Here is a 20,087-nt window from a genome sequence, read left to right as displayed (position 1 = left end):
TCTTAATGGTCTATATCGTCTTCACTCTCAAGCTCAGACATGATGTCTTTACCTAAGAAAGCTAAATCTGTTTTGACGACATGTGGGCGCTCAATTTCCTCAGAAATTTGCACCGCTAATTTGTCTTCCGAACGACCCATTTTTACGCGATAGGTCGGTAGGTCTTCTACAAACATCGTCGCATGTTCTGGCATTTCAATCGGGATGATATCGCCCGGTTGCAGCTCCATGAGATCACGCAAAGAAATGTCTTTTTCGAGCAAGTTCACGCGGAAGTTAACCGGACAATCCATGATCTCTTCACGTAGTGCTGAGCTCCAGCGAACGTCCGTTTCCATCTTGTCGGACTGAACACCTGCATCCAATAGTTCACGAATAGGCTCAACCATGGAGTAAGGCATAACGACATGAAAATCGCCGCCACCGCCGTCAACTTCTATATGGAATGAACTCACGACAATCACTTCTGTCGGGCTGACAATGTTTGCCATGCTTGGGTTTACTTCAGAGTCGAGATATTCGAACTCTACCCCCATCACTGGCGACCACGCTTCTTTATAATCTTCAAATACAATTTTCAGTAACAACTGAATGATGCGGCGTTCCGTTGGGGTAAATTCACGGCCTTCGATTTTGGCGTGGAATCGACCATCACCGCCAAAGAAGTTTTCTACCAGAATAAAGACTAAACGAGCCTCCATGGTGATCAACGCAGTGCCTTTTAACGGACGAAAACGCACCATGTTCAAACTGGTTGGCACGTACAATGTGTTCTGGTATTCACCAAACTTCATCATCTGCACGCCATTGATCGACACCTCTGCCGTTTTACGCAGCATATTAAACAGACTAATACGCATGTGCCGTGCGAAGCGCTCGTTGATAAGTTCGAGCGTCGGCATTCGACCACGTACGATTCTGTCTTGCGACGAGAAATCAAAATTGACGGCACCCTCAGTGTCGTTTTCTATCGGTTCATCGACGTCATCAACATCGTCAACCCCATGCAATAGCGCATCAATTTCGTCTTGGCTTAATAGATCGGTCACGTTTTACCTATTGAATAACAAAATCTGTAAACAGTACTTTTTCAATCACTGGCTTACCGACCGCAGCATTCAGCGCTGCTTTGATATCTTCGGAAGCACGATCGCGCAATTCCACTCGTCCTGTAGGAGAGCGCAATTGATCAACCGTCGCGGAAGCAAACGTTGATAGCATAGAGCTTTCAATCAGTGGCGAATGATACCGCGCCAACTCTTCATTTTCTGCACCGCGAACCATTAACTGCGCTTTAATTTGAACCAGCCTATCGCGGCTATCCCCAGTAACGTTAAATACAAATGCCTGAGGAAGATTCACATACGCAATGGGCGCAGCATCCGATGCCTTCACTTGAGCCTGTTGAGACGATTCAGCCTGAGCAGGTTCATCAGAGCCCATTAGAAAAAATGCCGCTGCCCCGCCACCAAGTAGTAATACTACAACAGCGATGATGATGATAAGTAACTTGCTTTTTCCTTTCGGCGCATCGGCCCCTTGTAACTGTTCTTCTGCCATTCTTGTCTCTTATTGTTCTTTTGAGTTACCAAGACGTTTTAGTGAGTTGCTTGGTAACCATATTCCATTGCCGTTAAACGGCCTTTTATGCGTAAAAACTAATTCCATCACGCTTTGAAGCGACATTCAAATCCAGATTGACATCAGATTCAAAACCCTCTTCGGACTGTCCAGAAAAGCCGCCACTTTGCGCGCTTTGACCATGTTGTTCAGCAGTATACCTACCTTGCTGTTGCCCGCTGTTTTGTTGCTGGACGGAAGAATCAGCCAGCTGCATACCTTGTTGCGCTAGCATTTCTCTCAAACGAGGGAGCGTCTGTTCAATAATGTCACGAGCTTGCGGGTTGTTCACTGTAAAATGTACATTGGCAACGTCATTATTCATGGTCATACGAATTTGCATACGACCTAACTCTGGTGGATCAAGACGAATATCGAGATTTTTCAGATTCTTCGACATCATCATTTGCACTTTTTCCGCGACTTGCTCGTTGGCTAGCTCTTTAGTTAGTTGCAACGGAAGCTGAGCTTGTTGTGCAGCATCAATACGCGCTTGTTGCTGCACATTAATTCCTTGCTGACCTGCCATAGCCTGAAGCTGTCCAGCGAAGCCATGTTGGAGGTCCGACTTATCTTGTTTATCCGCAGTCGCCTTTAGCGCACCAGTCGCCAATGCTGCGTTCATCACTTTCTGGCTAATCTCTCCGTCTTTCACACCTTGAAGCGACGTCGGCACTTGCGCGGCTATCAACATATCGGGCGTTGGAGATAATGCGACTTTTTCTCCACTATGAGCAGTTTGTGGCTGGGGTACTTGAGCCGCTGTATGCTGGATTTGCTGAGACACTGCCATAGCTCCAGCCTGGCGAGTTAAATTATGTTGTACTTGTTGCTCTGCGAGCATCTGTTTAATGTCATTAGGGAGCGCAACAAATTGGGCAAGGTCTTGCTCAGGAATATCCGCCGTGACCGTTCCTTGTTTCAACCCTTCAATGACCTGAGCTTCTTGCTGAGTCAGTGGTTTTCCTTGCGCCAACTTGGTATCTATAACTTCAAGTTCATCCAAGGAGACTCGTGGAAGCGCGTCGATGTTGGAACCATCAACGTCTGTTAACAACGGCGACAGCTCATTAGCTACTTCACCACTGACTGCGCTCTTAGTCGTCGGATGGCTGGCTTGTTTCGCTAGCTCTTGCCAAGCAGCAAACTCAGACGAGAGTTTGTCGACATCGATAGGTTGACCGTTCTTATCTAAAATTGGCTCTAAGTCTTGTCCTGGGATCATCTGTGCTTGTTCAAGCGAATGAACTGATGGCGTTTCATTCAAAGCCAGCTCATCAAGGTTTGTCGAAACGGTTGCTTGCTCGTGGAACGAATGCACTAAATTCGCGCTCTGAGGCAAAACTTTGCCACTATCGATGGATGCATTACTCGCATTCAGGGTTTGATTCGCTTGTTCAATTCGACCAAGAAGCTGTTGTCCTTCACCCATCGTGCTTTTTACGTCCACTGTATTTGATGGGTTGCTCGTATCGATTGATGTTGATTTCACTTTTTCAATAGCTTCAACATCATGCTCCAAAGGTGTGCTGTTACTCGCCTTTTGTAAACTTACTTCTTCACTTAAGGTTGCATTCGGTTTGTTTGCTGATATTTCATCAAAATCATGGGTCCCGTCACTGACGGATTCTTGGCTTTCTTGCGCCAACAATTCGTCCGAGACGTTAGCAGAAGAAGTACTGCCTACATCCGCTCTTTCTTTTTCTTCAACCACTGTCGATTCTGTTGCTACTTTTTCGGGCTTTTGTTTACCAGCAAATGCATCGGTTAACGTTTCTAAAAATCCCTTGCTCTCAGTGCTCTCTGCGGACGCTTTAGCGGACACATCAGAAACTGGCGTCTTGGTAGTCGCAGATACATGGGACAAATTCACACTCATTTAGAAACTCTCGTTCTTGTGGCTCTGAGCGTATCGCTGACAGACAGCAATACTGGCGGCAAACAAAGGTCAAAAAGACCCGACACTGACAGCTAAAATGCAAAAATCACACCACAATATTGAGCCAATTCTCGGTAAGCTAATAGATGGCATGTTTATGGAACAAACATCAACAGTACTATCCGAGAACCTGGTTCCTAACATGATGTACAGCTACTTGATTGACTTTGAAAAACGATAAGCGTAAACAGACACTTGGCTTAACAATTAAGGAATCACTTTGAAGATCACAGAATTACGCCAATATAGAATCAAAGCAGGCAAAACAGAACAGTGGCTAAGTTGGATGAAGGAAGAACTGTTGCCCTATCAGCGCTCACAAGGCATGCGTGTACTGAATACTTACGTCCACACTGGTGATGATGGACATGACTATTTTGTTTGGCTTAGAGAGTTCGACAATGAACAAGCACGCCTGGCTCTCTACGAAAAAACATACGACGAGTGGTGGGTTCGCGAGATTCGACCGAAGGTGTTTGAGTTAATTGAACAAGACTCAATCAAAGTTACCTTACTTGAATCGGTAGAGATGTAGTCAGCTGCAACACCGTAACGCAATATCGAACCGATAACCTTTAGAAACGATGTGGTTTTCGACTGTAAAGTAAGGTGGAAAACTCGTCCATTTGCTTTTGTTCGCGCTTGGCTTCAGCAAGTTGTTTCTCTTTTTCGCGTTTGTCTATCATCCACTCATAGGATTTGCGTTCTTTACGCACGGTTAACCAATATTCTTTACAGTTTTCAACCTGCTCTTTGAAATGACTTTCTGCTTGCTTTTGCTTAGATAAAGTTTCATCTAGCTGGGTAAGGAATCGATTTAAGTGTCCATATTGACTTGCCGTTAGGCCCGCCTGACCACGGTCGACGAGTTGCTGGCAATAATCAAGCCGATACTTTTCAATTTGTTCAACCTGACGGTAATAATCTTCGAGTTCAGAACGCGCTTTGTTCAGTGCAAGCACAGCTTGGTCTTCACGATCCTTAGTTTGCTCAAGTAGAAACTCCATCGCATTATTCATGCGCTATCACCCACCCAAAATGTTTCTAAGCATATTGACGCACATATCGTATGGCACCGATTCTTTCATGCTCTGCTGCAAGTATTCGTCTAACTTCGGTTTCAAAGTAAATGCGCCATCAATAGCAGGATCGGTACCCGGTTTGTACGCTCCAATCGAGACCAAATCTTGATTCTTGCGACAAATAGACAAGACCTGTCGCACCGCTTTTGACATCAGAACGTGCTCTTCGGTCGTGATTTGCGGCATAACACGGCTCACCGACTTCTCGACATCAATCGCCGGATAATGGCCTGCATCCGCCATTTCACGAGAAAGTACAATATGGCCATCAAGAATGGCTCGCGATGCGTCCGCTATCGGATCTTGCAAATCATCCCCTTCGGTCAACACGGTAAAGAACGCCGTAATCGAGCCTTGCTCGGCACTTCCATTACCCGCTCGCTCAACCAGCGCTGGCAGCTTGGCAAATACAGAAGGCGGGTAACCTTTCGTCGCTGGCGGCTCACCAACAGAAAGTGCGATTTCACGCTGTGCTTGTGCAAAACGAGTCAACGAGTCCATCAATAGCAGAACATCTAACCCTTGATCCCGGAAGTATTCAGCAATCGTTAATGCCGTTTGGCACCCCTTTAAGCGCATTAAAGGTGAAGCATCGGCAGGCGCCGCGACCACCACTGAGCGGCGACGACCGTCCTCACCCAAGATCTCTTCGATGAATTCTTTAACTTCACGTCCACGCTCACCTATCAGACCGACGACCACAACCTGTGCGGTGGTACCTCGCGTCATCATGCCAAGCGTGACCGATTTACCCACACCAGAACCTGCAAACAGACCGATACGCTGACCTTTACCGACCGTCAACAAACCATTGATAGCTTTTAGGCCAACATCGAGCGGTTCAGAAATTGGCTTTCGAGCCAATGGGTTGATTGGTTCGGCATTAAAAGAGGCACGGTGATCGGTATACAAAGGGCCAAGTCCATCAAGTGGATTCCCAACCCCGTCTATCACGCGCCCAAGTAGCTCCATGCCGACAGGCAAACCAGCGTCACTGGTTAAAGGGGTGACTCTCGCGCCAGGTAAAATGCCCGTAATTTGTTCGCTTGGCATTAAGAATAGGTTGTCACCTGAAAAGCCGACAACCTCGGCTTCCATCTGACCTGACATGGTTTCCACTAAGCATAAACTGCCAATTGGTGCGCGACAGCCGGTCGCTTCCAACGTTAACCCAACCACACGCACCAGTTTGCCAGAGGCGACAGGGCGCGTCGTAAGGCCTTCAACTTTGTAGCTTTTTAAGCGGTCAGAGAGTGCTTGCATGGATTACTCGCCCTCTTGATGACGGTTTGCGCCACAAAAGCTGTGCAATACGCTTTTGACGCGTTCTTCCATGCGATAATTAATGCTTGATTCACCGGCTTCAATCTGGACGTCACCTCGATTGAGCGATGGCTCAGCAACTAACGTCCAGTTGCGACAATTAAGGTCTTCTTCACCATAAGCTGAACGAATAATCGCGACATCTTCTGGATTCAGGTGCAAGGTAATAGGGTGGCCTGATATTGGTAGCGCTTCGACCGACTGCTTCACCGTATCTAAAATAATTTGAGGGTTGGTTTGTACTTCAACGTGCACCACTTCTTTAACTAAACAGAGCACCATATCCACCAGCTGCTTTTCAACCTGAGCATTCATCAACTCCAAAGGTTGAGCAAACTGATTGGCCAAGTTCATGAAGGTTTCAACTTGCTGCTGAATGTATTCTTGCCCTGCAGTTACCCCTTCAGATTTTCCGAGCTCGAGACCTTCAGCATGGCCGGCTTGCACCCCTTCTTCTTTACCTTTGTCGTAACCTTGCTTAAAGCCAGCTTCCTGACCTTGATGTAAGCCTTCTTGATAAGCACCTTGCTTAATCAGTTCAATTTGCTCTTCGGTTAGCGCAAGTGGCTGCTCTTCTTCAGGCTCATCAAAATTCGGCACCCATCCCGGGTCATAGTTGAACGCGGTTTGTTTTGCTTGTTTGGCTTTAGGCTCGCCATAATCAGGCAGCCCCCAACGTTGAGGTTCGATCATCGAATCATCTTCATCAGGACGGATAAATCCACGTTTTCTATCGCCAGCCATGGGTTACCTATTGTGTGTTCGATTAAGAAGTGAGGGTGCTCCGCAATAGGATAATTGCGAAGCAATAGAAATTATAAGAATTCGTCAGCACCGCCAGATAGCATGAGCTCACCAGCATCCGCCATTCGACGGGCAATTGCTAAGATTTCTTTCTGAGCGGCTTCTACATCTGCCACTCGTACTGGCGGCATCGCTTCTATGTCATCACGCATCATATCAGCAGCACGTTTAGACATGTTCTTGAAGACTTTCTCACGTAACGAGTCATCTGCACCTTTGAGTGCTTTTTGCAACACGTCTTGTGGTACGTCACGCAGCAACTTCTGAATACCTTGGTCGTCCACCTCGACTAAGTTTTCGAAGACAAACATTAGGTCTTGGATTTGCGTCGCCATGTCTTCGTCCTGATCGCGAATTTGCTCCATTAACAAACCTTCGACGTTGTTGTCTAGGTAGTTCATGATCTCCGCTGCTGCTTTCAGGCCGCCAATTTTGGCTGCTTGTGCACCCGCTTGACCCGCGAACTGTTTCTCCATGATTTCGTTCAGCTCTGCCAATGCTGATGGCTGAACTTCTTCAAGGTTGGCAATACGCATCATCAGATCCAAACGCACGCGCTCAGGGAACTGAGACAAAATCTCTGCAGATTGGTCTGCTTCTAAATAAGACAATACGATAGTTTGAATCTGTGGGTGTTCATTGACAATAATGCTCGCCACTTGGCGTGGGTCCATCCATTTCAAAGAATCCAAGCCTTTTGAGCCCGTACCAAGTAGGATCTGGTCAACTAAGTTGTTGGCTTTGTCTTCACCAAGAGCGGCAACCAGTGCATTACGCATAAAGTCTTCGCTGCCCATACCAATGTTGGTGTATTTCTGGATATCCTCCAAAAACGCACGATGAACAGCAGATACCTTGTCTTGGCTGAGATCCTTCGCGCGAGCCATCGCACTACCAACACGCTGAACCTGTTTTGGTTCTAGGTGACGGATAATGCCAGCTGCATCTTGTTCATTAAGGCTCAGTAGCAAAATTGCCGCTTTTTCTTCGCCAGTAATGGTTGAAACATCCAGCTCTACTGGCATTCCCGCGGCGTTGTCATCTTGAGGTACGATATCGTTAGCCATTGTCATTCATCCAGTTTTTCACTACTTGAGCAGCCAGTTCAGGTTCATTCGCAACCAGAGCGCGAACCGCTTTCAATACATCTTCATCTTTATGAAGGTTTGGCAAATCAATACTTGAGCCAAACTCGAACAGTTCGCTGCTTTCGATGTCACTACCAATCAAGCTAGTTTCACCATCCGCACCAATCGGCAAGCCGTCTGGTCCGTACATTTCGTCTTCATCATCGCTGGTAGGGTTAAGCAATTTCTTCATTGCTGGGCGAACCAGAACCAACACAACCACAATAATCACTAATGCACTTGCGAACCAACGAACCCAATCACTGAAGTTAGGGTGCTCCCAAATTGGTGGTTCTTCTAGCTGCTCAGCCTCTGGCTCAGCAAACTTTACACTCAATACATTCAGCAAATCGCCACGGCCTTGATCAAAGCCAACGGTACCAATTAATACTTGGCGAATGGCATTGATTTCAGATTCGGACATTGGGGTATAAGTCACTTCACCCGTATCAGGGTTAACTTGACGACGGTCTTTAATCGCAACAGAAACGGTCTGACGAGCCACCGTCCCGGTCTGCTTTCGCTCGTGGCTGATGGTGGTATCTAGCTCAAAGTTACGCGTGGACTCTTTACGAACTGAACCCTGCCCCATGACAGAACCATCTTTCATTTGAGCCACATCTTGCGGAATTGAGGCATCCGCTGGAGGCTGATTACTCAACGCACCCGGAATACCCGCTACCATGTTACCGTTATTGTAATCTTCGAGTGCGTACTCACTGCGGGTCGCAGGGGTGTTTGGATCAAAGCGTTTGCGGGTTTGTTCAACCGCACTGAAGTCCATTTGGATATCAACCTGCGCCGTATAGTTGCCATAACCTAAAATCGGTAATAGTACGGAATCAATTTTTTCGCGCAGCGCTTGCTCTTGGCTGCGTTCTAATTCTTGTTCTTTGCGTCGCGCCGCAGAAGCAGGATCTTGGGAGCCTGAGCTGAGTAAGCGGCCATGCTGATCTGTGACGGTAATTCGAGAAGTTTTCATTCCCGGCACGGCACTCGCTACCATGTCGACAATAGAATCCACTTCTTGCTGCTTAAGGTTCGTGCCTGTCGACAATGTCAAAAATACCGACGCAGACGCTTCTTGGTTATGACGCACAAACACGCTGTGCTTTGGCAGTGCCAATAACACTCGTGCTTTGCGAACTTGCTTCATTTCTTCAATTGCTTGAGCCAATTGGCGCTCTCGACTGAGTTTGAGACGCTCTTGCTCGAGACGTTGTGAAACCCCAAAACCCATGTCTTGCAGCAAAATATCATCGCCTGCTTCTGTAGCTTGGTTAACCCCGGAACGAACCATGCCAAGTTTGATCGAGTTGTACTCACTCGATTCAACAGAAACAGTATTGCCATCAAGCTTATAATTGATTTTCTGCTGGTCCAGATAATCCAGAACGGGGATCAATTCTTCGGTCTCATACGCACCAAGTGGGCGCATCTCCGGTTCTTTGACCCAAAAGAACAGCATCACGATCAATGCAACACAGATGGAGATCGACAGCACAAGCACAACCTGACGAAGTAAATCGAGGTCGCCCACTGCCATATCGAATTTTGACGCACTGCGCTCCTCTAGATCTGGATTTTGACTCTCCACATCCACATCGGAACTTGCTACCAGTGCACCATCTGAGCCGCCTTCAGTGACGGTTAAATCTGTAGACTTGTCTGCCACACTTATTACCTAAATTACACTGGCATGTTCATGAGATCTTTATATGCCTCAACGAGTTTATTGCGAATTTGAACCGTCGCATCAAAAGCGACACTAGACTTGTTACGAGCGATCATAACGTCAGAAAGGGATACATCGGCATCACCACGATCAAAACGGGTTTGTAAATCACCAGATGCTTTTTGAAGTGTGTTCACGTTATTGATGGCTTTAGTTAGGAGATCGTTAAAATCCGCTCCAACTTTCGCCTCACTTGCAGTAGGAGCCGTATTGGTTGCTTCTACCATCATGGCGCGCATTTCTGCCTGAATACCATCAATTTTCATTAGCACCTCTAAGCCAAAAGATTGACTATTAACAAAACTGATTATTGACACAGCAATTAACGTGCCATAAGACATTAGCAATCAATTTACTTACACTTTTCGTCTTATGGCCGTTGTCTGTGTTAATTCGGGATATCTATACCAGCATCACGCATTTTGGCAAGCTTATAGCGCAAGGTTCGAGGGCTTATACCCAGTTTCTCCGCCATTTCTTTGCGTCGACCATTACACTCAACCAAAGTCTCCAAAATAATGGCGTATTCTTGATCGCGCAGCTCGCTGCCTAAGCCTTCTCCACCAGTTACTGGGCGGCTGACACTCTCAGCTTGAGCAACTGGCTTAACATTGGGCACGACCATATCTGCATTTTGCACCACGTGTTGTAAGCTATTGGCATCTTGCCAATCTACGCCCTCAAGCAAAATGTGCTCAGCATCGATGTCGCCATTTTCACTTAATATCAGCGCTCGTTGAACCACGTTATCCAACTCACGAACATTACCCGGCCAAGGGTATTGCAATAGTTTTTCTAACGCAACGCTCGAGAATTGAGGCACTGGCATGCCCATTTTACTGCAATGACGCTCAGCAAGATGCTTGGCAAGCGGTGCAATATCGCCTTTACGTTCTTTAAGTGCAGGCCACGCAATTGGGAATACATTCAGGCGGTAATATAAGTCCTCTCTGAAGTTTCCTTCTGACACGTATTGCTTAAGATCACGGTTACTCGTCGCTAACACACGAACATCTAACTTGATGCTTTTGCGACTGCCTAGGCGCTCTACTTCTCGCTCTTGCAAAACACGCAACAACTTCGCTTGCAGGTTCAGGTCCATTTCGCTGATTTCATCAAGCAAGATTGTGCCACCTTGTGCTTGTTCAAACTTTCCTGGGCATGCCTGAACAGCACCAGTAAATGCGCCCTTTTCATAGCCAAACAGTGTTGCTTCGAGCATATTGTCAGGAATCGCAGCACAGTTAATTGCGACAAAAGGACCATTTTTACGATTTGACGCGTTGTGAATATAGCGCGACATCACTTCTTTACCTGACCCACTAGGACCTAGCACCATAACATTCGCATCTGTACGTGCCACTTTATCGGCCAACGCAAGTAGACGCAGACTTTTTTCATCTGCCACGACCGCGTCACCATTGTCATCGCTTTTGATCGGTGCATATCGACTGACCATGTTCAGCAATACTTCTGGTGCAAATGGTTTCGCCATGTAGTCAATTGCGCCATCTTTCATTGCAGACACGGCATCTTCAATGTTGGCGTACGCCGTCATTAGCAATACTGGTAAGTTAGGCCAATTCTGCTTGATGCTTTTGAGCAGAGCTAAGCCACCCATACCCGCCATTTGCACATCAGAAACGACGATATCAACTGTATTCGATTTCAGCTTTAACAGTGCATCTTCAGCACAGTCCGCTTCCAACCACTCATACCCTGCCAGAGCCAGAGTATCGACTAGGGCTTCACGAAGACCTTCATCGTCTTCTACGATCAGCACTTTGCTTTGCGCCATTATGATTCTCCAGAAATTGTTATTACCAAAAGCCGCTTATTGCGCTTCTGTTTGCACTCGCTCTAGCGGAATGCACATGGTGAAGCAGGCTCCATCACCCTGCTCTGAAATAAGTTCCAATCGACCGTCATGGGCACGGCAAACCATTTGAACAACTGCCAACCCTAATCCAGTTCCTTGAGAACGTGTGGTAAAAAATGGCTCCATGATTTTGGCTTGCAGTTCTTCGGGCACACCCGGTCCGCTGTCTTGCACAGAAATGCGTAACTCACCATTTACCGGGCGGAAAAAAATATCGACTTGCGATTCTTTACCAGACATTTGAATCGCATTCATGACCAGATTACTCAATGCGGATGCAATGGCGTTCGCATTGCCTAGTAGTTCAGTTTGTTCTTCTTCCACTTCTAGGCAGTAATCAATACTGTTGTTTTTTAGCGCGGTTTCGACCATCGGCTGATATTCCGCTACCAACTGGGCAATCGTAAATGGCTTAATGACTTTATTATCACCACCTTTAGCAAAAAGCAGCATATCATTAACCTGCTTTTCCAAATCGTGCAGTCGATCCATTAATTTGGTTTGGAAGCGATCTTTTGTCGCTGGAGGAAGATTTGGCGCTCCCAAATTGGATGCATATAACATAGCGCTCGACAGCGGCGTTCTTACTTGGTGAGCAAGCGACGCAACCATACGTCCTAACGACGATAAGCGCTGTAAATCACTGACACGAGCTTGAAGTAAACGGGTTTCGGTTAAATCGGTAATCAGGATCAATTGACCTGTTGTGGACGCCGAGATGGCGAGTCGAACTTTACGGCCATTCCGCAGGGAAACTTCATGGCCATCATCTTCACGTGGGTCAAACACCGCCTGGATAACGTTGAACCATTTTTCGTTAACCAGTGGAATCTCAAGAATTCGGTGCGCTTCTGGATTTGCTTCACGCACTACTCCGTACGTATCGAGCAAAATCACTCCAGCAGGCATCACATCGAGCACCTGTTTGTAGCGCTCAACCTGATTCTCTACGGAATCTAAATGGGATTGATTGGTGTTGTTATCCATTACTGCCTGTCGAAATATCGCCGCTAAAACTAAAATAGCTTGGTAAGCAATTAGCGTACCAAGCTATTTTTTTATATTTATCAGGACGTTAAGCCATCGACAATAAGTTGACACTCAGAGATAACGGTTTTGGATGCCAGAAAAGCGATGTTAACCAGCCCAAGTGATTATTCAGATATCGTCTTAAAACTTCACTTTACCTAGCGCTGTAAGTTGTACTTACGCATTTTTTCCACCAGCGTAGTACGTCGCATACCCAGCATGTCGGCCGCTCTTGCTACAACGCCACCCTGCGCTTCTAATGCTTGGCTGATCATATTAACTTCTAAATCAGCCAGCAGCTCTTTCAAATTAACCCCTTCCGGTGGCAGCGCTTGCGGGGCGTTCATGCTGTGATCAAGGTCGTCTTGATCTTCAAAGCTAAAATCTTCAGAGAAGATATCTTGGAATACGTCACGCTCTTGCTCTTCCACCGAAACAAATGGATTGCTCTCTGGTTGGAACTCTGGGATGTCACTGTAGCGATATTTGGTTGGTAGATGGTTTACATCCACCAAGCTATTTGGATACAGAATAATCATTCGCTCAACAAGATTAGCCAACTCGCGTACGTTGCCCGGCCAGTGATGCTCCATAAGTGAGTTGATTGCACGAGGTGTAAAGCAGATAGGTTGTCCGCCTTCCGCCTCTAAACGTGTCATCAGTTCTTGCAGCAGCAATGGTATATCTTGTTTGCGCTCTTTCAGCGCTGGCATCTCAATTGGAAACACGTTCAGGCGATAGAACAAGTCTTCTCGGAACGTGCCTTCTTCAATCATATTTTCTAGATTACGGTGTGTCGCCGCCACAACTCGAACATTGACCTTGATGGTGCTATTGCCACCCACACGTTCGAAACAGCGCTCTTGCAATACGCGAAGTAACTTTACTTGCATCGACATCGGCATATCGCCAATCTCATCAAGAAAGATAGTGCCACCGTCTGCGAGCTCAAATCGACCTTTACGTGCCGTTAACGCACCAGTAAACGCGCCTTTTTCGTGGCCAAACAATTCACTTTCTAGGAGCTCAGGCGGTATTGCACCACAGTTAATAGGTACAAATGCGCCATCGCGGTATGAAGAATGATAGTGGATGTTACGCGCAACAACTTCTTTACCCGTACCGGACTCACCTAAGATCAACACGTTTGCTTCTGTGTTTGATACTTGCTCAATCAGGTGTCGAACTTCTTGAATACCTCTACTTTGACCAACTAAGCTGCGAAAAAGCGTGTTTTTGCGTGCACTAGCAACAACATTCACTCCTTTTCGCCCCAGAAAATCTTTGCAGTGGCGTAACGCTTCACTAAGCTGTGGGTAATTAAGCGGCAGCTCTAGTTCACCAACAAAATTTGGAAGATCATCAACAGGCAAAGGAAAACGGCCCATGACTAGAAGAGGGATGTGGTAAGCGCTGTTTAAATGAGAGATAACCGTACTCGCCGCTTGACCTGCTGGAATATTACCAACAATACAGCACGACCATACGCTAGACCAATCAACATCGCTGAGCTGATCAGAACTGACCGCTTCGCAATTTTCTCCAACAAATTCCAATATATTGCTTAAATTTAAACGACTTGATGCGTCATCATCAATTACAAGCAGCTTTGCCAAACCATGCATAAGTAAGAATGATTGCCTTTATTTTAGGTGCGTTGCGGCCAAACCTTGATTTGCGCAATTGGGTGCTAAAGAAGGCAGAACCACCACACTCAATTTACGATAGACAAAATAGGAAAATCAGCAACAAAAAAGCCATTAGGGCTACTAATGGCTTCTATTTTATTTGAATATAAAAATAAGGCAACCAAGCAATGGAGAGGTGTGAGCTTGATAGAAACTTTGCTACACAACTCGTTGCGCAATTGACAAATATATTCGTCTAGTATCTTAACGCATTGTTTTGACTATTAAATACCAACTTCAGCAGCGGTAAGATTATGAAACTCTGTTGGGATTTGGTCCCAAGCGGACTTGATCTCACGGATAATGTCGATAACGTCGTCGATCAGCTGAGGCTCATTTTGATGGTTAGCAGCAGAAATTTGCGTGATCATAAACTCATACAGTGAATCTAAGTTTGAAGCAATATCACCACCGTCATCCATAGATAGACAGCTGCGTAGCGCGATAATGATGTCTAACGCTTTACCTAAGCGCTCACCTTTTGCTGGAATATTGCCTGCTTGCATGGCTGCTTTACCTTGAATAAGGCGCTCAATCGCACCAGCCATAAGCATTTGAATGACTTTGTGCGGAGAAGCCGCGCTAAGCTGGCTGTCGACTGATACCTTTTTGTATGCTTGCAAAGAACCGCGCATAGTAATCCTCTTTTAAATAAATTTTTTGTACTGCTGAAGTGAACGCTGGCCATAACGAAACTTATGGAGCTCTTTTCCGACCTTTGACGTTTCCGATTGCATCAGCTCGACAATTCTTTTGGTACGAGTTAGCAATGCTTGCCACTCTGCATCCTGCTTAACCAAAGGATTTTGATGAATAATTGGTAACAGGTTTTGCAATAACCGTTCCCTGATATCGACCAAGCGAAGAATTTCTTCAGCATTAAAATCAATTTTTTCTAATTCTTGCGTAATTAGTTGATCTATATCACTAATTTCCATGAGTTCTTTTTGCATTTATTAACCCAACGCACTCATCAAAGCGCCTAACTGGCCTTGCATTTTACCGGTCGCATCTTGCATCGCGGTAAACTTCGCATGAGTACGCTTCTCTAGGCTTTCCATGCGGCGATCTAATGCCGCTTGATCGTCACTCAAACGGTAGTTTTGTTCTGTGAGACTTTTTTCTCGAGTACGAATACTGCCTGTAATACCTGTGATACCGTGAATCGCATCTTCTACTCGTTTAGCAAAACCTGTGTTGCCACCGAAGAACTTTTCTAACTCGTTGAAGTTATTGTTCAACTGGCGATCTAGCATGTCATAGTTGATTTCTAGGGTGCCTTGACGTGTGGTCGTAATGCCAAATTCTGTTAAGGACTTTAGGTTTTCAGGCGCCTTATCGATTGGAGTAGAAAAGACCGATTTTAATCGTGAATCTGCACTGCGTACGGTGCTGTCACCTGACAACGGCCCTTTTTGACCAGTTACCGGATCCACACTCGCCAACGCTTGGGAGGTTTGATAAAACGAGTTATACGCTGCCACAAAGTTTTCGATATCGTTGCGTACACTTTGACGGTCGTACTCGACACCAATTTCAGCAGGCGGTTTATTCGGTTCTGATTTGCCTTTTAGTGTTAAATCAACACCTTCGATCGCATCTTCAATCACATTGTTGTGGCTAGATAGCTTTGCCACGCCATCAAGCAGAACTTCTGAATCTTGCCCTGCTTGTACTTCTGTCATCCCAAGGTATTCTTCAAAAGCAGATTGTGCCTTTGCGATTTTCGCTTCTGCTTCATCAATTTTTTCCAGACGCTCACGTTCTTGAGGATCAAGTTTAGCGCGATGAATTTGCTTAGCTTGCGCTTCGGAAAGTTCACCACGTGCCACTTTTTCGTCTAACGCTTGCTTTTCACTCGCAATTTTTTGCTCGATTTCCGCTTTTTCTTGCTCAAGAAGCTGCTTAGCCTCTTTCGTCGTAACGTAAGAATCGGTTAGGGTGCCCGATGCGGCATTATTCCAGCCTGGTACATCTGGTGCCTTCTCTATTGCCTTTTCGTCGAGTTCAAGCTCTGGTTCTTCATAAGAGTCCAACAAAGTACCTGACGCAGTTTCTGTCCACCCTGGAATTCTGTCTTCAGGGCGTAAGCTCGCGCGTCGGTTGGCTTCATCAATGGCTTCTTGACCAGCTTTGGCTGCTTCTGCACCCGCCGCAGAGATTGGCGCTTGCGATGCATCATCTTGTACATCGTCTGCCGCTTTTTGCTCTTCTGGAGGTAGAGGATTGCCGTTTGCATCCAGCTCTTCTGCTGGTTGTTCCGGAAATTTAAGAGGACCTAAGACATCTTCCGCCGCTGAACGAGCTTCTTCAAGCGCGTTGACGCGGTCTTCAAGTGTTTGGTATTCGAAATATTTAAGAGGGTTGCCTTTTTCGGCCTCCACACTGACTCTGATTTGATGATCCTTACCAGAGAGGTTAGAAGCAAGGATAAGGCGTGGACCTTCGACGTCGTTAATAAGAGATGCGCGAACGCCAGGGTTATCTTTAGCGCCATTGATGCCGCGTACGACATCGATGAGCTTAGATCGGGAACGAACATCGATATTAAAACGCTCATCACCAAGCGAAATCTGCAGCTTACCAGGGCCAAATTTTGCATCTTCTGGCAATACGTCAGAAGCGACTTTATGGCTCTGAGCAAGCTGCAACACATCGATAGCATATTTGCCAGCGATAGCATCTGTGGTTGCCGTGGCAGATACGATATTGTCATCGGTCGTTTCGACAGTGCGAACGGCAAATGCTTTCTCCTGGCGAAAGTTCGCCATGAGATTTTTCATCGTATCCAATGATTCTCTGAGTCGTCCGTAAGCACTGATACTGGCATTAATTGTCGTGCGTTCGTTGTCGATGCGTTGCTGCTTTGGTACGCGTTCGGCATCCACAATTTTGCTGACCATGGAATTAATATCCATGCCGCCAGACATCCCCAAAGGGCCTAAACTCATCAAATCACCTCTAAAAACGACTTACACTTTTTCAGTCAACAACCCGCTGTTGGCTGTGTGCTCAGCTAGGCGACGCAATACCACTAGCATTTCTTCATCAGGAATTTGACGAATCACGTCACCGGTATTGGCTTCATAAATCGTCACCACATCTCGTCCGGATTCTTCATCCACTCGAAATGCGACTCCTTTGTTTATGGACGTTACAAATTCATTCATTTGTGCGACCAATTTTTCACGTTCTTCTTTGTTCAGTTCTTGACGGCTTTCAGCCATCTCGATCGCAGCTTGAACAGAGAAATCGTATTCGGTGTTTTTCGCTTTTTGCGGCGAAATCTCACCATTTGAATTTGCTGGGCTAGACGTGCCTATATCATTGCCATTTTTATTTGCAAACTTTGTGCCATTTGGCGTGCCGTAAGGCTGGATGTTCGATGCGTAGGAGGATATATCCATTACAATCTCCCTTCCACCTTATGGGCTAACGATAGAATCTATCGCTTTGGTGCCCCAGCACTAAGGTGTTGACCTCAGGCTGGGTTTACCACTTAGCCCAACAAGCTTAGCGCTGCAGATGGAGACTGCTTCGCTTGAGCCAGGATTGAAGTACTTGCTTGCTGAAGAATTTGCGACTTAGTCATCGCAGTGGTTTCCTTCGCGTAATCAGTATCTTTAATACGGCTTTTAGACGCGTTAACGTTCTCGTTAATGTTGTCTAGGTTGCTGATTGCGTGGTTGAAGCGGTTTTGGAAAGCACCGAGTGAAGCTCGTTGGCTGTCTACGGACTTAAGAGCACCGTCGATAACCGCTACTGCTTCTTGAGAGCCAGCTACTGTGGTTACGTCGATGTCTTTCACTGTTACGTCTTTCGGGCCACCAAAGCCGATCTCGTCTGCTAGGTTGCCAGAAAACTCAACATCACCTTCAACTTTTTGAGAAGAAGCAAATACTTGTAGTTTGCCATCTTCGCCAACAGAGGCTTTTACATCATCGTTTTGACCGTTGATGTATGTCGCTAGCTGCTCAATATCATCGCCTTGCTTAGCGCTGATTGATAGCTCTTTCTCTTCACCCTGCTTGTTGGTGTAGCTCATTTTGAACTCTGTTTTCTCACCAACAGTCCAAGATGCGTCTTTACCCTCTTCTGCTGCGTAGCTCTTACCACCCATTGCTGAAGTGTCTGAGCGTAGGTTACCCATAGAAAGCATCACTGCTTCACCTGAGTCCGCACCGATTTGGAAAGATTGAGTACCGTAAGTACCGTTTAGAAGCTTGTTACCACCGAAAGAGGTAGTTTCAGCAATACGGTTTAGCTCGTCGTTTAGCGCTGTTACTTCTTCTTGGATCGCTACACGTTCTGCTTTTGAGTTAGAGCCGTTCGCCGATTGAAGCGAAAGATCACGCATACGTTGTAGGATGTTGGTAGATTCATTCATTGCACCTTCAGCAACCTGTGCAATAGAAATACCGTCGTTTGCGTTTTTCACTGCCATATCTAGGCCACGGCTTTGTGCATTCAAACGGTTTGAAATCTGTAGACCTGCAGCATCGTCTTTCGCGCTATTGATTTTGTAACCCGAAGACAAACGCTCCATAGATTTTTGTTGACCGTCAGCTGCCTGGTTTAGGTAACGCTGTGCAGTCATCGCAGAAACGTTAGTATTAACGTTAATCGCCATAATTGATCTCCTTAAGGCTTTAGTGAATGTACCGTCGTGTCTCTCACCTCACTTAGGTACATCTCATTTCTCTCAGTCCCTTTAACGGCGACCAATGAATATCCTTTAGAAGAAATTTTCAATTTTTTGCGATTATTTTCTTTGGTTTACTGAAATGTGATGAAGCTCTAATGCCGTGATTCGCAGAAATCCTGAGTCCCCAAAAGACAGAAAAAAACCCAGCCGAAGCTGGGTTTACTCGCTCATCTCTCACCACGAGCCAATGAGGTTCTCGTCTTAGGTTTGAAATTAACCTAGCAGACTTAGCGCTGAGTTTGGCGCTTGTTTCGCTTGCGCAAGGATTGAGCTTGACGCTTGCGATAGAATTTGTGATTTGGTCATTGCCGTCGTTTCTTTCGCGAAATCTGTATCTTTGATACGGCTCTTCGACGCATTCACGTTCTCGTTAATGTTGTCCAAGTTGCTGATTGCGTGGTTGAAACGGTTCTGGAATGCACCTAGCTCTGCGCGGTGGCTGTCTACGTATTTCAGTGCCGCATCGATGATAGCAACAGATTCTTGTGCGCCACCAACTGAGGTTACGTCGATAGTATCTACCGTTACTTTTTTGCCTTCGCCCAAACCTAATTCACCAGATAGACCGCCTGAAAACTCGACCTCGCCCTCAACTTTGTTGTTGCCAGCGAAGATTTGCAGTTTACCGTCTTGGTCTACAGAGGCTTTCACTAGGTCAGTTTGACCGTTAATGTAAGTCGCAAGCTCTTCGATATCGTCACCCGCTTTTGCGCTGATGTTGATTTCTTGCTCTTGGCCGTAGCTGTCCGTTAGGTTGATTTTTAGGTCATTCTTACCTTCAGCAACATTCCAGTCTTTACCTTTACCACTTTCAGCTTGGTAGCTCACACCGCCCATCATTTTGTTGTCTGAACGCATGTCTTTTAGCTCAAGCATCACTGCTTCGCCGTTATCCGCACCGATTTGGAACGATTTCGCACCGTGTGTGCCGTTTAGTAGCTTGTTACCACCGAAAGAAGTGGTTTCTGCGATACGGTTTAGTTCGTCGTTTAGCGCGGTCACTTCTTCTTGAATCGCAACACGTTCTGCTTTCGAGTTTGAGCCGTTTGCTGATTGTAGAGACAAATCACGCATACGTTGAAGAATGTTAGTGGTCTCGTTCATTGCACCTTCAGCAGTTTGTGCAATCGAGATACCGTCGTTCGCGTTGCGAACC

The 20,087-nt window shown here is 46.3% G+C and carries 20 protein-coding genes; 2 read left to right on the top strand and 18 right to left on the bottom strand.

What is annotated here, in order from left to right:
* Positions 1–2: 2 nt before the first annotated feature.
* The 3 genes from fliM to L3V37_RS13260 all read right to left on the bottom strand — a co-directional run bounded on the left by fliM (position 3) and on the right by L3V37_RS13260 (position 3,499).
* A complete protein-coding gene (fliM, locus tag L3V37_RS13270; RefSeq protein WP_005380478.1) occupies positions 3–1,049 on the bottom strand; it encodes a flagellar motor switch protein FliM in 1,047 nt (348 codons plus the stop codon).
* A 7-nt stretch (positions 1,050–1,056) separates the two neighbouring features.
* Complete coding sequence (fliL, locus tag L3V37_RS13265; RefSeq protein ID WP_005380477.1) at positions 1,057–1,560, bottom strand: flagellar basal body-associated protein FliL; 504 nt, start codon at positions 1,558–1,560, stop codon at positions 1,057–1,059.
* A gap of 85 nt (positions 1,561–1,645) precedes the next feature.
* On the bottom strand, positions 1,646–3,499 hold the full coding sequence (locus L3V37_RS13260; protein WP_237306452.1) for a flagellar hook-length control protein FliK: 1,854 nt from the start codon (positions 3,497–3,499) through the stop codon (positions 1,646–1,648).
* 97 nt (positions 3,500–3,596) lie between these two features.
* On the opposite strand from L3V37_RS13260, the gene L3V37_RS13255 reads away from it, so the two are divergent.
* Positions 3,597–3,740 (top strand): hypothetical protein, encoded by a 144-nt coding sequence (locus L3V37_RS13255; RefSeq protein ID WP_005394314.1) that lies wholly within the window; start codon positions 3,597–3,599, stop codon positions 3,738–3,740.
* A 39-nt stretch (positions 3,741–3,779) separates the two neighbouring features.
* Positions 3,780–4,094, top strand: a complete 315-nt coding sequence (locus tag L3V37_RS13250; RefSeq protein ID WP_237306451.1) for an NIPSNAP family protein — start codon at positions 3,780–3,782, stop codon at positions 4,092–4,094.
* 40 nt (positions 4,095–4,134) lie between these two features.
* Here L3V37_RS13250 and fliJ read toward each other — a convergent pair whose 3' ends face one another.
* The 15 genes from fliJ to L3V37_RS13175 all read right to left on the bottom strand — a co-directional run.
* A complete protein-coding gene (gene fliJ / locus L3V37_RS13245; RefSeq protein WP_005380474.1) occupies positions 4,135–4,578 on the bottom strand; it encodes a flagellar export protein FliJ in 444 nt (147 codons plus the stop codon).
* A gap of 6 nt (positions 4,579–4,584) precedes the next feature.
* Entirely contained in the window at positions 4,585–5,904 is a 1,320-nt protein-coding gene (gene fliI, locus L3V37_RS13240; protein WP_213868024.1) for a flagellar protein export ATPase FliI, read from the bottom strand.
* 3 nt (positions 5,905–5,907) lie between these two features.
* Entirely contained in the window at positions 5,908–6,708 is an 801-nt protein-coding gene (fliH, locus tag L3V37_RS13235) for a flagellar assembly protein FliH (RefSeq protein ID WP_054702623.1), read from the bottom strand.
* A gap of 71 nt (positions 6,709–6,779) precedes the next feature.
* Positions 6,780–7,835 carry a flagellar motor switch protein FliG gene (fliG, locus tag L3V37_RS13230; RefSeq protein ID WP_005380470.1) on the bottom strand — a complete coding sequence of 352 codons (1,056 nt, stop codon included), beginning with the start codon at positions 7,833–7,835 and terminating at the stop codon, positions 6,780–6,782.
* A complete protein-coding gene (fliF, locus tag L3V37_RS13225) occupies positions 7,828–9,570 on the bottom strand; it encodes a flagellar basal-body MS-ring/collar protein FliF (protein WP_005380462.1) in 1,743 nt (580 codons plus the stop codon). Before fliF ends, fliG begins: the two co-directional genes overlap by 8 nt.
* A gap of 14 nt (positions 9,571–9,584) precedes the next feature.
* Positions 9,585–9,896, bottom strand: a complete 312-nt coding sequence (gene fliE / locus L3V37_RS13220) for a flagellar hook-basal body complex protein FliE (RefSeq protein ID WP_237306450.1) — start codon at positions 9,894–9,896, stop codon at positions 9,585–9,587.
* 122 nt (positions 9,897–10,018) lie between these two features.
* Complete coding sequence (locus L3V37_RS13215; RefSeq protein ID WP_237306449.1) at positions 10,019–11,428, bottom strand: sigma-54 dependent transcriptional regulator; 1,410 nt, start codon at positions 11,426–11,428, stop codon at positions 10,019–10,021.
* A gap of 36 nt (positions 11,429–11,464) precedes the next feature.
* Positions 11,465–12,496 carry a PAS domain-containing sensor histidine kinase gene (locus L3V37_RS13210; RefSeq protein WP_005380459.1) on the bottom strand — a complete coding sequence of 344 codons (1,032 nt, stop codon included), beginning with the start codon at positions 12,494–12,496 and terminating at the stop codon, positions 11,465–11,467.
* A gap of 200 nt (positions 12,497–12,696) precedes the next feature.
* Complete coding sequence (locus L3V37_RS13205) at positions 12,697–14,163, bottom strand: sigma-54 dependent transcriptional regulator (RefSeq protein ID WP_054575511.1); 1,467 nt, start codon at positions 14,161–14,163, stop codon at positions 12,697–12,699.
* A gap of 287 nt (positions 14,164–14,450) precedes the next feature.
* Positions 14,451–14,861: a flagellar export chaperone FliS gene (gene fliS, locus L3V37_RS13200; protein ID WP_005380457.1), complete on the bottom strand. Its 411-nt coding sequence runs from the start codon at positions 14,859–14,861 to the stop codon at positions 14,451–14,453.
* A 12-nt stretch (positions 14,862–14,873) separates the two neighbouring features.
* The gene (locus tag L3V37_RS13195) at positions 14,874–15,179 is read right to left on the bottom strand and encodes a flagellar protein FliT (RefSeq protein ID WP_005380456.1); all 306 of its coding nucleotides are present in this window, start codon (positions 15,177–15,179) and stop codon (positions 14,874–14,876) included.
* A 3-nt stretch (positions 15,180–15,182) separates the two neighbouring features.
* Complete coding sequence (gene fliD / locus L3V37_RS13190; protein WP_237306448.1) at positions 15,183–17,177, bottom strand: flagellar filament capping protein FliD; 1,995 nt, start codon at positions 17,175–17,177, stop codon at positions 15,183–15,185.
* Between the two features lie 21 nt (positions 17,178–17,198).
* Positions 17,199–17,633 (bottom strand): flagellar protein FlaG, encoded by a 435-nt coding sequence (gene flaG / locus L3V37_RS13185; protein ID WP_005384493.1) that lies wholly within the window; start codon positions 17,631–17,633, stop codon positions 17,199–17,201.
* 92 nt (positions 17,634–17,725) lie between these two features.
* The gene (locus L3V37_RS13180) at positions 17,726–18,856 is read right to left on the bottom strand and encodes a flagellin (RefSeq protein WP_005380449.1); all 1,131 of its coding nucleotides are present in this window, start codon (positions 18,854–18,856) and stop codon (positions 17,726–17,728) included.
* A gap of 288 nt (positions 18,857–19,144) precedes the next feature.
* Positions 19,145–20,087, bottom strand: a 943-nt coding sequence (locus L3V37_RS13175) for a flagellin (RefSeq protein WP_237306447.1), incomplete at its 5' end; no start/stop codon positions are given.

Source organism: Vibrio sp. D54 (genome assembly GCF_021728075.1).
Lineage (GTDB): Bacteria > Pseudomonadota > Gammaproteobacteria > Enterobacterales > Vibrionaceae > Vibrio > Vibrio alginolyticus.
Note: the sequence above shows the minus strand (reverse complement) of the source record. Positions and strands in the feature narration are given on the sequence as shown.

Bases quoted from the DNA above. Each gene is read 5' to 3' on its own strand.
- fliL (WP_005380477.1), bottom strand. From the start codon at position 1,560: ATGGCAGAAGAACAGTTACAAGGGGCCGATGCGCCGAAAGGAAAAAGC.
- L3V37_RS13260 (WP_237306452.1), bottom strand. From the start codon at position 3,499: ATGAGTGTGAATTTGTCCCATGTATCTGCGACTACCAAGACGCCAGTT.
- L3V37_RS13255 (WP_005394314.1), top strand. From the start codon at position 3,597: ATGCAAAAATCACACCACAATATTGAGCCAATTCTCGGTAAGCTAATA.
- fliJ (WP_005380474.1), bottom strand. From the start codon at position 4,578: ATGAATAATGCGATGGAGTTTCTACTTGAGCAAACTAAGGATCGTGAA.
- fliI (WP_213868024.1), bottom strand. From the start codon at position 5,904: ATGCAAGCACTCTCTGACCGCTTAAAAAGCTACAAAGTTGAAGGCCTT.
- fliH (WP_054702623.1), bottom strand. From the start codon at position 6,708: ATGGCTGGCGATAGAAAACGTGGATTTATCCGTCCTGATGAAGATGAT.
- fliG (WP_005380470.1), bottom strand. From the start codon at position 7,835: ATGGCTAACGATATCGTACCTCAAGATGACAACGCCGCGGGAATGCCA.
- fliE (WP_237306450.1), bottom strand. From the start codon at position 9,896: ATGAAAATTGATGGTATTCAGGCAGAAATGCGCGCCATGATGGTAGAA.
- L3V37_RS13215 (WP_237306449.1), bottom strand. From the start codon at position 11,428: ATGGCGCAAAGCAAAGTGCTGATCGTAGAAGACGATGAAGGTCTTCGT.
- L3V37_RS13210 (WP_005380459.1), bottom strand. From the start codon at position 12,496: ATGGATAACAACACCAATCAATCCCATTTAGATTCCGTAGAGAATCAG.
- L3V37_RS13205 (WP_054575511.1), bottom strand. From the start codon at position 14,163: ATGCATGGTTTGGCAAAGCTGCTTGTAATTGATGATGACGCATCAAGT.
- fliS (WP_005380457.1), bottom strand. From the start codon at position 14,861: ATGCGCGGTTCTTTGCAAGCATACAAAAAGGTATCAGTCGACAGCCAG.
- L3V37_RS13195 (WP_005380456.1), bottom strand. From the start codon at position 15,179: ATGCAAAAAGAACTCATGGAAATTAGTGATATAGATCAACTAATTACG.
- fliD (WP_237306448.1), bottom strand. From the start codon at position 17,177: ATGAGTTTAGGCCCTTTGGGGATGTCTGGCGGCATGGATATTAATTCC.
- flaG (WP_005384493.1), bottom strand. From the start codon at position 17,633: ATGGATATATCCTCCTACGCATCGAACATCCAGCCTTACGGCACGCCA.
- L3V37_RS13180 (WP_005380449.1), bottom strand. From the start codon at position 18,856: ATGGCGATTAACGTTAATACTAACGTTTCTGCGATGACTGCACAGCGT.